11 protein-coding genes are annotated in these 12,376 nt (G+C 76.4%); 1 reads left to right on the forward strand and 10 read right to left on the reverse strand.

All coding sequences use genetic code 11. The annotated features are described in order from the left end of the window. Window positions 1–9: 9 nt before the first annotated feature. The 3 genes from hisI to BM048_RS13010 form a co-directional block, all read right to left on the reverse strand. Window positions 10–438, reverse strand: a complete 429-nt coding sequence (gene hisI / locus BM048_RS13000; protein WP_175499547.1) for a phosphoribosyl-AMP cyclohydrolase — start codon at window positions 436–438, stop codon at window positions 10–12. 154 nt (window positions 439–592) lie between these two features. Further along, window positions 593–2,359 carry an ABC transporter ATP-binding protein gene (locus tag BM048_RS13005; protein WP_239078799.1) on the reverse strand — a complete coding sequence of 589 codons (1,767 nt, stop codon included), beginning with the start codon at window positions 2,357–2,359 and terminating at the stop codon, window positions 593–595. A gap of 116 nt (window positions 2,360–2,475) precedes the next feature. Continuing rightward, complete coding sequence (locus BM048_RS13010; protein WP_090033822.1) at window positions 2,476–4,275, reverse strand: ABC transporter ATP-binding protein; 1,800 nt, start codon at window positions 4,273–4,275, stop codon at window positions 2,476–2,478. A gap of 378 nt (window positions 4,276–4,653) precedes the next feature. Here BM048_RS13010 and BM048_RS13015 point away from each other — a divergent pair, with 378 nt between their 5' ends. Next, window positions 4,654–5,412 (forward strand): TIGR03085 family metal-binding protein, encoded by a 759-nt coding sequence (locus tag BM048_RS13015; RefSeq protein WP_139224455.1) that lies wholly within the window; start codon window positions 4,654–4,656, stop codon window positions 5,410–5,412. Between the two features lie 97 nt (window positions 5,413–5,509). On the opposite strand, the gene hisF is transcribed toward BM048_RS13015, so the two are convergent. From hisF to dop, 7 genes are all read right to left on the reverse strand, one after another. Continuing rightward, window positions 5,510–6,280 (reverse strand): imidazole glycerol phosphate synthase subunit HisF, encoded by a 771-nt coding sequence (hisF, locus tag BM048_RS13020; RefSeq protein WP_090033704.1) that lies wholly within the window; start codon window positions 6,278–6,280, stop codon window positions 5,510–5,512. Next, the gene (locus tag BM048_RS13025) at window positions 6,277–7,284 is read right to left on the reverse strand and encodes an FKBP-type peptidyl-prolyl cis-trans isomerase (protein ID WP_090033706.1); all 1,008 of its coding nucleotides are present in this window, start codon (window positions 7,282–7,284) and stop codon (window positions 6,277–6,279) included. Before BM048_RS13025 ends, hisF begins: the two co-directional genes overlap by 4 nt. After that, on the reverse strand, window positions 7,281–8,642 hold the full coding sequence (gene pafA / locus BM048_RS13030) for a Pup--protein ligase (protein ID WP_090033707.1): 1,362 nt from the start codon (window positions 8,640–8,642) through the stop codon (window positions 7,281–7,283). Before pafA ends, BM048_RS13025 begins: the two co-directional genes overlap by 4 nt. Before the next feature lie 134 nt (window positions 8,643–8,776). Next, window positions 8,777–9,493 carry a proteasome subunit alpha gene (prcA, locus tag BM048_RS13035; protein ID WP_090033709.1) on the reverse strand — a complete coding sequence of 239 codons (717 nt, stop codon included), beginning with the start codon at window positions 9,491–9,493 and terminating at the stop codon, window positions 8,777–8,779. Further along, a complete protein-coding gene (gene prcB, locus BM048_RS13040) occupies window positions 9,490–10,344 on the reverse strand; it encodes a proteasome subunit beta (RefSeq protein ID WP_090033710.1) in 855 nt (284 codons plus the stop codon). The genes prcA and prcB overlap by 4 nt, the downstream gene beginning before the upstream one ends. Window positions 10,345–10,383: 39 nt before the next feature. Further along, a complete protein-coding gene (locus BM048_RS13045; RefSeq protein WP_090033712.1) occupies window positions 10,384–10,581 on the reverse strand; it encodes a ubiquitin-like protein Pup in 198 nt (65 codons plus the stop codon). A gap of 148 nt (window positions 10,582–10,729) precedes the next feature. Further along, complete coding sequence (dop, locus tag BM048_RS13050) at window positions 10,730–12,352, reverse strand: depupylase/deamidase Dop (protein WP_090033714.1); 1,623 nt, start codon at window positions 12,350–12,352, stop codon at window positions 10,730–10,732. Window positions 12,353–12,376 lie beyond the last annotated feature (24 nt).

The raw sequence follows: 12,376 nt of genomic DNA on the forward strand, positions 1-12,376 counted from the left end.
TGCCGGCCGTCACCGGACGCCCCCCGTCGCACCGGCCCCGGCGGCGACGACGTCCGCCGTCCCGACAGCCGCGCCGACCTCCGCACCGACCGCCGTCCCGACCACCGCACCGAGGTCGCCCCCGGCCTCGAAGCACGTCCGCGTCCCCGTGTGGCAGGCGGCTCCCACCTGGTCGACCTCGACGAGCAGGGCGTCGCCGTCGCAATCGAGGCTGACCCGGTGCACGAGCTGGACGTGCCCGGATGTGTCGCCCTTGCGCCAGTACTCCTGGCGCGACCGGCTCCAGAACGTCACGCGCCCGGTCGTCAGCGTGCGGTGCAGCGCCTCGTCGTCCATCCAGCCCAGCATGAGCACCTCGCGGGTGTCGTGCTGCTGCACGACGGCGGCGACGAGCCCCGACGGGTCGCGGCGCAGCCGGTCGGCGACGGCCGGGTCCAGCGCGCCGGCGGACCGGCCGGTCGGGTGGCCGGTCGGGCTGCCGGTCGGACGGTCGGTGCGCGGGTCGCCGGGACGGTCGGGGGCGTCGGTCGAGGTGGGGTCCACGGTCACCGCGGCATCCTCCCACGCACCTCCGGAACCCCCCGCGCCCACCTCACCGCGTCTGCGCGACCCACGCCGCGTGCAACGCCGCGTACCGGCCGCCGGCCGCGACGAGCCGCGCGTGCGGCCCGTGCTCGACGACCCGGCCGGCGTCGACGACGACCACCTGGTCGGCGCCCTCGGCGGTCGAGAGGCGGTGCGCGATCGTCACCGTCGTGCGGCCGGCCGTGAGCCGGGCCAGCGCGCGGGCGATGGCCACCTCCGTCGCCGGGTCGACCGCGGAGGTGGCCTCGTCGAGCACGAGGACGTCCGCGTCCGCCGCGTGCGCCCGGGCGAGCGCGACGAGCTGCCGCTCCCCCGCCGACATCGCCTCCCCGCGCTGCCCCACCGGCGTGTGCACCCCGGCGGGCAGCCCGGCCACCCAGGGTCCGAGCCCCAGCTCCTCGAGGACCTGCACGACCCGCGGGTCGTCGGGCCCCGGCGCCGTCCCGTCGGGGGCGTCGGCCGCCAGGCGCAGGCCGTCGGCCACGTTCTGGGCGAGGGTGCCGTCGAACAGGTAGCCCTCCTGCGGGACCAGCACGACCCGGCGGCGCAGGTCCGCGTCGCGCAGCCGGCGCACGTCGACCCCGTCGAGCAGGACCTGCCCCTCCCGCGGGTCGACGAACCGGGCCACGAGCCGCGCGATGGTCGTCTTGCCGGACCCGGTGGTCCCCACGACGGCGACCGAGGAGCCGGGCGCCACGTCGAGGTCGACCCCGTGCAGCACGGTCGGCCCGCCGGGGTAGCCGTAGGAGACGCCCCGCAGCTCGACGCGCCCCGGACCGGTGGACGTCGGCAGGACCTCGTCGTCCGTCGGCTCCGGCACGTCGACCTCGGTCTCGAGGACGCCGAGCACGCGCCGCCAGCCGGCCACCGCGTTCTGCAGCTCCGAGAGGATCTCGGTCGCCATCTGCACGGGCTGCGTGAAGAGCTGCACGAGGAAGAGGAACGCGAGCAGCGCCCCGACGGTGAGGTCGCCGCGGGCGGCGAGCACCGTGCCGACCACGACGACCACCGCGAGCACGCCCGTCGCCACGAGCGTCCCCGAGGAGAAGACGGTCGCGACGAGGTTCTGCGCGCGCACCTGCGCCGCGCGCGTGTCCTCGATGCGGGCGTCCAGCGTGCGCTCCGTGCGGTCGGCGACCCCGTAGGCACGGATGGTCTCCGCCCCGACCACGGCCTCCGACACCGCGGCGAGCATGGCGCCGTAGCGCTCGCGCACGCGCGTGTAGCGGCGGTTCACCCGCGGCTGGACGCGGTGCAGCACGACCGCCAGCGGCACGAAGGTGCACCAGACGACGAGCGTGAGCTGCCAGGAGTAGACGGCCATGAGGACGGTCGCCACCGTCACCTGCAGCACGGAGACGAGCAGCATGAGCCCGCCCCACTGCACGAACAGCGAGATCGTGTCGACGTCCGACGTCACGCGGGACACGAGGGCGCCGCGGCGCTCGGTGCCCTGCGTGAGCACCGACAGCCGGTGGACGTGGTCGAACGCGGCGACCCGCAGCGTGCGCAGCCCGGCCTCGGCACGCCGGATGAGGCGCCCGTTGACGGCGGTGGTGCAGGCGCCGGCGACGAGGAGCCCCACCGCCGCGGCCGCCAGGAGCCGCCACACCCGCGGCAGGTCGGGCCCGCCGTCGGCCAGCAGCGCGCCGTCCACGACCTGCTGCACCGCGACGGGCACGAGCACGCGCCCGCCGGCCGCCAGCACGGCGAGGAGCAGGGTCAGCCAGATCCCCTGCACGAGCTCCGGCGAGACCTGGGCGGCCCGGCGCAGGGTCGCACCGACGCCGAGCTCGCTCGCGGAGGTGAACCGGCCCTCGCGCGGGAGCGCCCGCCCCGCGGCGGGCGGGGCGTCGGCGGTCCCGGACGGGGTCCCCGTCGTCGTGCTGGTCACGCCCGTCCCCCTGCCGTCGCGCGAGGGCGGCCCGCGTCGTCGTCCTGCTCGCGCGTGCGGCGGGCGGACTCCGCCTCGTACGCCGTGGCCAGCTCCCGGTACCCCGGGTCGCGCGCCAGCAGCTCGGCGTGGGTGCCGCGCCCGACCACCCGACCGTCGCGCACGTGCACGACCTCGTCCGCGAGCAGCACGGAGCTCATCCGGTAGGCGACCAGCAGCACGGTCGGCCCGGCGCCGCCGCGTTCGCGCAGCCCGGTGAGCACGTCGCGCTCCACCTGCGGGTCGACGGCCGAGGTCGCGTCGTCGAGGACGAGCACCGAGGGTCGGCGCACGAGGGCGCGCGCCAGGGCGAGGCGCTGCCGCTGGCCGCCCGAGAGGTTGGCCCCGCGCTCGCCGAGCGGCGTGTCGAGGCCCGCGGGCAGGCCGCGGACGACGTCGTCGACGCGCGCGAGGCGCAGCGCGTCCCAGACGGCCGCGTCGTCGGGCGCGCCCGGGTCCCCCGGGTCGGCGAGCGTCACGTTGCCGCGCACGGTGTCCTCGAAGACGAAGGTCTGCTGCGACACGTACGCCACGTGCCGCGACACGTCCGCCGGCGCGATCTCGCGCAGGTCCGTGCCGTCGAGCAGGACGGCCCCGGTGGTCGGGTGCGAGAGCCCTGCGACGAGCGAGACGGCGGTCGTCTTGCCGGCGCCCGTGGGCCCGACCACGGCGACGACGCGACCGGCAGGCACGTCCAGGTCGAGCCCGTGCAGGATCTCGACCGGGCCGTCCGGCGTCTCGACCCCGGCGCGCACGTCGCGCATCCGGACGGCCGCGGCGCCGCGCTCGGGCGTCCAGCGCCGCCGTCCGGGGGCCGCCGGGGGCGTCGCGTCGAGGACGTCCGCGATCCGGCCGTAGCCGACGAGCGCGCGCGGCAGGTCCCCGAGCACCCAGCCGAAGCTGCGCACCCCCGTGCCCAGGAGGGTCAGCAGGTACGCCGCACCGACGACGTCGCCCGTGCCGATGGCGCCCGCCGCGACGCGGGTGGCCCCCACGCCCAGGACGAGCAGCGTCCCGACGCTCGGCAGCAGCTCGATGACCGGGTCGAACCAGGCCCGGACGAGGCCGGCCCGGACGTTCGCCCCGGCGAGGGCGTCCGCGCGTCCGGAGAAGCGGCGGACCTCCCGCTCGCGCAGGCCCAGCGCCTTGACGAGCGCGGCGCCGTCGATGCTCTCGTGCGCGACGTCCGCGACCTGCGCCCGCAGGCGCTGCGCGTCCTGCACGTGCGGGGACATGCGGCGCTGGAAGACGACGTTCGCCCCGGTCGCCAGGGGCAGGACGACGAGCGCGGCCAGCGCGAGCCACGGGTCGGTGAGCACGAGCCCCACGGCGGCCACGACGATCATGACGACGACGCCGAGCGCGAACGGCAGCGGGTTGAACACGGCCGTCGCCGCCTCGACGTCCGCGCTCGTGTGCGACAGCAGCTGCCCGGCGGGCCGGCCGCGGTGCCAGGCCATGGGCAGCCGGACGAGCTGGCGCGTCACGCCGGTGCGGTGGTCGGCCTGGATCGCCGCGAACCCCTGCCCGGCGTAGATGCGCCGTCCGGCGACCGTCAGCGCGAGCAGCAGCGCCACGCCGAGCAGCGCGACCCCCGCCCAGGGCAGCTGGGCCCGCGCCGCCGCGTCACCCTGCGCGGCGGGCACGACGACCCGGTCCGTCACGACCCCGAGCACCCGCCCGACGAGGACGGTCGCGACGCCGAAGACCGCGGAGATGCCGACGGCCACGACGTACAGCCACGGGTGCGCCCGCATCCCGCGCCACACGACCGCGGCGGCCCGCCGCGTGGTCGTCCCCGTCAGGCCGTGGCTGCGCCGCGCGGCGGACGTCGGCGCCGGGTCCGCCGGTGCGCCGGCGGTGGTCAGGGGCGGGTGGGGGGCGGGCGAACGCCGGTCGGGCGTCGGTGGCACGTGCGGCTCCAGGTGGTACCGGGGGGTTGCGTCGATCCTCGCACGCGCGTCCGACACGGTCCTGCCGACGGATCCTCGACGGGGGCCTCCGACGGGGGCCTCGGACGAGGCCTCGGTGCGGTCCTCGGCGCGGTCCTCAGCGGGGCCTTCGGCGGCGTCCTCGCCGGGTCCTCCGCGCCGGTCCTCAGGGCACCGGCCGAGCCGCCCTGGCAGAGTGCCCGCGTGACCGCCCTGCACCTGCGCACGCGCGCCCGCCTCGCCGCCCTGCTCGCCGCCGCCGCGCCCACCGACCCGACGGTGTGCACCGGGTGGCAGGCGCGGCACCTGGCCGCCCACCTGCACCTGCGCGAGCACGCGCCCCTCGTGGCCGCCGGCGTCGTCGTGCCGGCGCTCGCCGGGCGCACCGCCGCCGCCGTCGACGCCCTCGCCGACCGGTCCGCGGACCCCGTGGCCTACGCGGCCCTCGTGGCGCAGGTCGCCGCGCCCCCGGCCCGGCTCTCGCCGTTCTCCTGGGCCGGCCGCGTCGTCGACGTCGTGGAGCACGTCGTCCACGCCGAGGACGTGCGCCGCGGAGCCGGCGCCGACGACCCGACCGCCTCCGACGGCGGCCCCGTCAGGGACGACGCCGACCGCGACGCCCGCCTCGCCGCCTGGGCCGCCGAGGCCTCCCCCGACGGCGGTCCCGACGGCGGTCCCGGCACCCTGGCCGACGCCGGGCTCGGCGACGCGCTCTGGCGCGGCGTGCGCACCACCGGCCGCCTCGCCTTCCGCCGGCCCGGTCCGGGCGTCGTCGTGGTCCTGCCCGACGGCCGTCGCGCAGCCCTGCGCCGACCTGCCCCCGGCCGCGGCACGGTCGTGGTCCGGGGCGGCGTCGTCGAGCTGCAGCTCTGGCTCTCCGGCCGCGGCCGCGTGGCCGACGTGACGGTCACCGGCGACCCCGCCGACGCCCGCGACGTCGCCACGTCCCTCGGCGCACCCTGATCGACGCCCGCGACCACCCGGCACTCCTCCGCGCATCCGGCCGTCACGGCCGACGCGATACCACCTGCATGCCGGGGGACGACGAGCCCGGCCGCCGTCAGCGGACGACGACCCCCGCCGCGGCCAGCGCCGCCTTCACGTCCCCGACGGTCATGGTGCCGAAGTGGAACACGCTCGCGGCGAGCACGGCGTCGGCCCCGGCCCGCGCCGCCTCGACGAAGTGCTCCGGCGTCCCGGCCCCTCCGCTCGCGATGAGCGGGACCCCGACGCGCGCGCGCACGGCGCGCAGCATCTCGAGGTCGAACCCGGCGGTCGTGCCGTCCGCGTCCATGGAGTTGAGCAGGATCTCCCCGGCACCCAGACCGGCGGCGCGCTCGGCCCACTCGACGGCATCGATGCCAGTGCCCCGCCGACCGCCGTGCGTCGTGACCTCGAACCCGGACGGCGTGGGCGGGCCGTCGACGACGCGCCGGGCGTCGACGGACAGCACGAGCACCTGCGACCCGAACCGCTCGGCGATCTCGGCGACGAGCTCGGGCCGGGCGATCGCCGCGGTGTTCACCCCGACCTTGTCGGCCCCGGCCCGGAGCAGGCGGTCCACGTCCGCCGTGGACCGCACGCCGCCGCCCACGGTCAGCGGGACGAAGACCTCCTCCGCCGTGCGCCGCACGACGTCGTAGGTCGTCTCGCGGTCCGACGACGAGGCCGACACGTCGAGGAAGGTCACCTCGTCGGCGCCCTCGAGGTCGTACCGCCGGGCCAGCTCGACCGGGTCGCCGGCGTCGCGCAGCTGCGTGAAGTTGACCCCTTTGACGACCCGCCCGGCGTCGACGTCCAGGCACGGGATGACCCGCAGCGCCAGCGTCACGACGTCGCCCCCGCCGTCGCCCCCGCCGTCGGCGCCGCCTGCGCGGCCGGCAGCCCGCCGACCGGCCGTGCGGCCAGGACGTCCACCACGAACACCACCGTCTGACCCGCCAGGCGGGCCCCCTCCGTCGTCACCCCGAGAGGATACGAGGGCGGCACGACCAGGAGGACCTGACTCCCGACGGTCTGCTCGGTGAGGCCCGCCTGCCAGGACGGCACGTCGGCCAGCGCGAACGACACCGGCTCGCGCGTCTCCCACGTCGTGTCGAACCCCTCGCCGTTCCAGGCGAAGCCCGCGTACTGCACGGTCACGACGTCGTCGGCGGCCACCTGGGGTCCCGTGCCCCGCAGCAGCGGCTGGGCGACGAGGTCCGCCGGCGGCGGGTCGGCCACGGGGACGAGCGTCGGGCGGCCCGCCTCGTCGAGCGTCACGGTCGGCAGGCCGGCCCTGGCCTCCACCGCGGTCCCCTGTGCCCGCAGCGGCAGCACGTCGATGACCGTCACCGTCGGCCCCGACGGTCCCGCGGCCCCCGTCGCCGCGGAGGTCGCCCCGGGCGTCGCCGCCGGGTCACCACCCCCCGCGGCCGCCGTCGCGCCGACGGTCCCCGCCCCGACCTGCAGCAGCCGCGCTCCTGGCGCGGCACCGGTCAGCGTCCGCGCGAGGTCGGCGCCGAGCTCCTCCGGCGAGACCGTGCGCACCTCGGGGGTGCCCGACCACGTGTCCGCCAGCACCGCGCCGGTGCGCGCGTCCTGCAGGAGGTAGTCGAGCAGCACGGTGTCACCGGTCGCCACCGGGTCCCCGGACCCCGGCCACACCGTCTCCCGCAGCGTCCGCGGCACGACGAGGGGCGTGTCGTACACGAGCGTCGGCCGCTCCCCGGGCAGCCCCTGGACCGTCACCTCGGGGTCCGGCACGGGCTCCTCGTCGGCCGTGCACGCCGCCAGCGACCCGACGGCGAGCAGCGCGGCCGCGAGCCCCGCGACCGCCCGCACCCGCCGGCTCACATCGACTCGATCAGCCGGTCCACGCGGTCGTCGACGCTGCGGAAGGGGTCCTTGCACAGCACCGTCCGCTGGGCCTGGTCGTTGAGCTTGAGGTGCACCCAGTCCACCGTGTAGTCGCGGCGCGCCTCCTGCGCCGCGCGCACGAACTCCCCGCGCAGCCGCGCCCGCGTGGTCTGCGGCGGCACGCTCGTCGCCTCGAACACCTCGAGGTCGCTCGTCACCCGGTCGACGAGCCCCTTGGCCGCCATGAGGTTGTACAGCCCCTCGGTGCGCGAGATGTCGTGGTAGGCCAGGTCCAGCCGCTGCACGCGCACGTCGCCGAGGTCCAGCCCGTGCTTGGCGCGGTACCGCTCGACGAGGTTGTACTTGATGACCCAGTCCAGCTCGCGGTCGACGAGCGACAGGTCGTCCTCGCGCAGCGCCCGCAGCCCCCGCTCCCACAGGTCGAGCACCGCCTTGACCGTGGGGGTGACGTCCATCTCCGTGGCCGCGAAGTCGGTGGCCCGCTGCAGGTACTCCGCCTGCACGTCCACCGCCGTCACCGTGTGCCCGTTGGCCAGCGTCACCGGCGCACGGCCCGTCACGTCGTGGCTGATCTCGCGGATGGCGCGGATCGGGTTCTCGAGCGACAGGTCCCGGAGCTGCAGGCCCGCCTCGACCATGCGCAGCACGAGGTCGGTCGCGCCGACCTTGAGCATCGTCGTCGGCTCCGCCATCGACGAGTCGCCGACGATGACGTGCAGCCGGCGGTACTGCTCCGCGTCGGCGTGCGGCTCGTCGCGCGTGTTGATGATGGGGCGCGACCGGGTGGTGGCCGAGGACACCGCCTCCCAGATGTGGTCGGCGCGCTGCGACAGGCAGAAGGTGGCGCCGCGCGGAGTCACGACGACCTTGCCGGCGCCCGTGAGCACCTGCCGCGTGATGAGGAACGGCACGAGCACGTCCGACAGGCGCGAGAAGTCCCCCTGGCGGCGCACGAGGTAGTTCTCGTGGCAGCCGTAGGAGTTGCCCGCCGAGTCCGTGTTGTTCTTGAACAGGTGGATGCGGCCGGGCAGCCCCTCGTGCTCCAGCCGCTGCTGGGCGTCCGCGACGAGGCCCTCGAGGATCCGCTCGCCCGCGCGGTCGTGCGTGACGAGCTGGCGCACGTCGTCGCACTCGGCCGTCGCGTACTCGGGGTGCGAGCCGACGTCGAGGTAGAGCCGCGAGCCGTTGCGCAGGAACACGTTCGACGAGCGGCCCCACGCGACGACCTTGCGGAACAGGTAGCGCGCCACCTCGTCCGCGGACAGGCCGCGTCCGTCCTGGGCCGCGCACGTGACCCCGTACTCCGTCTCGAGCCCGAAGATGCGTCGGTCCACGCTGCTCCTCCCGCTGCCTCGTCGTGCCGGTCCAGGTCCCGGTCCTGCCGCTGCCGGACCATGCACGGCACCGTGCACGCACCGTGCCGTGCGCATCGTCGCACCCCGTCGGGGGCACGGCGACGCCGGCGGACCTACGCCGGTCCACCCACGGGCGCCGCCAGCAGCTCCTCCAGCAGCCCGCCGGCCAGCCGCCGGAAGGTGCGCCGCGGCCGCGTCCGGTCGAGCACCGCGACCTCGAGCTGCGCCGCCGCCAGGGTCCGCGGCTCACCGCCCTCCTCCGCCGGCGCACCCAGCGCCCGCAGCGCGAGCGCGAGCACCTCCGCCAGCGTCAGCCCCGGCCGCCACCCCGCCTGGAGGATCCCGTTCAGGCGCTCGGCCTGGCCGCCCATGACGACGTACCCGTGCTCGTCGGCCACGGAGCCGTCGTAGGAGAGCCGGTACACCTGGTCGTCGGCCGCGGTGGCGCCGACCTCGGCGACGACGATCTCCACCTCCAGCGGCTTGGACTCCGTCGTGAACACGGTGCCGAGCGTCTGCGCGTACGCGTTGGCCAGGCCGCGCGCCGTGACGTCCTGCCGGGCGTAGGAGTAGCCGCGCAGGTCGGCGTAGCGCACGCCGGCCACCCGCAGGTTCTCGAACTCGTTGTACTTGCCGACCGCCGCGAAGGCGATGCGGTCGTAGATCTCCGAGACCTTGTGCAGCGCCCGCGACGGGTTCTCCGTCGCGAAGGCGATCCCCTCGTCGTACTGCAGCACCACCACCGAGCGACCGCGCGCGATGCCCTTGCGCGCGTAGTCCGCCCGGTCCTTCATGAGCTGCTCGGGCGAGACGTAGAACGGCATGCTCATCGGGCGGCCTCCGGGTCCGTGCTGGGGGCGGGGTGCGCCTGCCGGTGCAGCGCACGGCGCTCGTCGAGCAGCGCGGCCACGTGCCCGGCCAGCTCCGCGTCCGGCACGCGCAGGTACCCGGCCTGCGTCACGGTCGCGACGACCGGGTAGACGTCGCGCAGCGTGTCCGGCCCGCCCGTCGCCGAGTCGTCGTCGGACGCGTCGAGCAGCGCCTCCACCGCGACGCGCACCGCACCGGCGGCGTCGAGCCCCGGGCGCCACCGCTTCTTCAGGGAGCCGCGCGCGAACAGCGAGCCGGACCCGACGCTGTGGTGGTCGTGCTCCTCGTACCGCCCACCGGTGACGTCGAAGGAGAAGATGCGCCCGTGCCGCCGGTCGAGGTCGTACCCGGCGAACAGCGGCACGACGGCCAGCCCCTGCATGGCCAGCCCGAGGTTGCCGCGGATCATCGTCGACAGCCGGTTCGCCTTGCCGTCGAGCGAGAGCAGGCTGCCCTCGATCTTCTCGTAGTGCTCCAGCTCGAGCTGGAAGAGCCGCACGAGCTCGACCGCCAGGCCCGCCGTGCCGGCGATGCCCACCGCCGAGTACTCGTCGGCCGGGAAGACCTTCTCGATCTCCCGGCTGGCGATGACGTTGCCCATGGTCGCCCGCCGGTCGCCGGCGAGGACAGCGCCGCCCTCGAAGGTCAGCGCCACGATCGTCGTGCCGTGCGGCGCCAGCGGCGTGCCCGCCGCGCCCGCCGCCGCGCTCAGGCGGCCCGGGACCAGGTCCGGCGCGTGCCCCTGCAGGAACTCCAGGAACGACGCCGACCCGGCGGTGGTGTACGCCTGGGGCAGGCGACCGTCGACCATGCTGACCTCCCTGTCGTGCTCAGCGACGGCGGGCGGCCGTCACTGGCCGCCCTTCTGGACGAACCCGCGGACGAACTGCTCCGCGTTGGTCTCCAGGACGTCGTCGATCTCCTCCAGCAGCGCGTCGACCTCGGCGTCGCGGTCCTGCGCGGACGGGGCCGCCGGCACGGGGACGTCGGCGCCGTCGTCCGGCTCCTCGTCGTCCCGGCGGGACTGGGCGTACTCCTGGCCTGCCATGGTGACCTCCCGGGTGGGTCGTTGACCTGCTCCACCCTATGCCCGCGAGGGACGCGCGCCCGGCCGCGGCCCACGGGTGTGACGCGGGTCGCCAGGCCGCCCACAGGTGACCTCCGCGCGGGTCGGCGCGCCCGGCCCGCGGCGGCCGTCACCGGCCGAGGGCCTCCAGCAGCGTGCGGGCGTCGGGGCTGGCGTCGAGCAGGTCCCCCACGTGCGCCCGCGTGCCGCGCAGCGGGTCCCGCATGGGCACGCGCTGCAGCGTCGCGGCCCCGGGCACGTCGAAGACGATCGAGTCCCAGCTCGCCGCGCTGATGTGCCCGCCGTAGCGGGCGACGGCCTCGCCCCGGAAGTAGGCCCGCGTCGCCTCGGGCGGCCGCCGGACCGCAGCCGACACGTCGTCCGGCGCCAGGAGCAGCTCCACCGCGCCCGCCCCGACGAGGCGGTGGTACAGCCCGCGCTCCGGCCGCAGGTCCGACCACTGCAGGTCGACGGCCGCGAGCCGGGGGTGGTCCCACCCGAGGTGGTCCCGCCGGCGCATGCCCTCCAGCAGCCGCAGCTTGGCCAGCCACTCGACCTCCCGCGCGCACGACGCGGGGTCGGTGCCCAGCCGGTCGAGGAGCGAGGCCCACCGTCGCAGGACGTCGGCCGTCTCGTCGTCGGCGCCGTCCGGGCTGCCGGTGACGGCCGCCAGGCCCGCGCGCACCGCGTCGAGGTAGGCGCGCTGCACCTCCAGCGCGGTGAGCGACCGGCCGTCCACCAGCGGCAGCCGGGCCGTCAGCGTGAGGTCGTGCGACACGGTGTGCACCGCCGTCACCGGGTCGCGCAGCGCGAGCGCGTCGAGCGCCTCGGCCAGCGGGCCGTGCTCCCCGGCGGTGTCCTGCTCGAGCAGCCACAGCACGAGCGAGGTCGTGCCGAGCCGGACGTACGTGGCGGCCTCCAGCATCGTCGCGTCCCCGACGATGACGTGCAGCCGGCGCCACCGGTCCGGGTCGGCGTGCGGCTCGTCGCGGGTGTTGACGATGGGCCGACGCAGGGTCGTCTCGAGCCCGATCTCGGCCTCGACGTAGTCCGCGCGCTGGGAGAGCTGGTACCCCGCGCGCTCCCCGTGCTGGCCCAGGCCCACGCGCCCGGCGCCCGTGTAGACCTGCCGCGTGGCCAGGAACGGGATGAGGCGTGCGGCCAGCGACGCGAAGGGCACCGCACGCTCCACGAGGTAGTTCTCGTGCATGCCGTACGTGGCGCCCTTGCCGTCGACGTTGTTCTTGTACAGCGTCACGTCCGGCAGCGCCGGGTTGGCCGCGAGCGCCCGCACCGACGCGAGCATGACCTGCTCGCCCGCCCGGTCGTACCGGACGGCCTCGCGCGGGCTGAGCACCTCGGGCGAGGAGTACTCGGGGTGCGCGTGGTCGACGTACAGCCGCGCCCCGTTGGTGAGGATGACGTTGGCGGCGCCGGGGTCGTCGTACTCCTCCACCACCGAGCGCGGCAGGTCCTGCAGCCCGTCGCCGGACGGGCCCGCCGGCGCCGCGCGCGACGGGTCGTCCGTGAGCAGGGACGGGTGCGCGGAGGCCCGCTCCAGGCGGAAGCCGCGCGCGTCGTGCAGCGGGTCCTCGTCGTCGTAGTCCCACCGCGCCCGGGTCCGCGCGCCCTCCCGCGCCGAGGCGTGCACCGCCACCACGTGGCTCGACATCAGCATCGGGTTCGCCATCGGGTTGCCCGGCTGCAGCACCCCGTACTCGGTCTCGATCCCCATCACCCGCTGCACCGTCACGGCGTCAGCCTAGGCGCGGCACGG

Origin of the sequence: Cellulomonas marina, assembly GCF_900111925.1 — a bacterium.
Classification (GTDB): domain Bacteria; phylum Actinomycetota; class Actinomycetes; order Actinomycetales; family Cellulomonadaceae; genus Cellulomonas; species Cellulomonas marina.

Coding starts and splice junctions, on each gene's coding strand:
- prcB (WP_090033710.1), bottom strand. CDS start 10,344: ATGGTCGACGGTCGCCTGCCCCAGGCGTACACCACCGCCGGGTCGGCG.
- BM048_RS13045 (WP_090033712.1), bottom strand. CDS start 10,581: ATGGCAGGCCAGGAGTACGCCCAGTCCCGCCGGGACGACGAGGAGCCG.
- prcA (WP_090033709.1), bottom strand. CDS start 9,493: ATGAGCATGCCGTTCTACGTCTCGCCCGAGCAGCTCATGAAGGACCGG.
- BM048_RS13010 (WP_090033822.1), bottom strand. CDS start 4,275: ATGCGGGCGCACCCGTGGCTGTACGTCGTGGCCGTCGGCATCTCCGCG.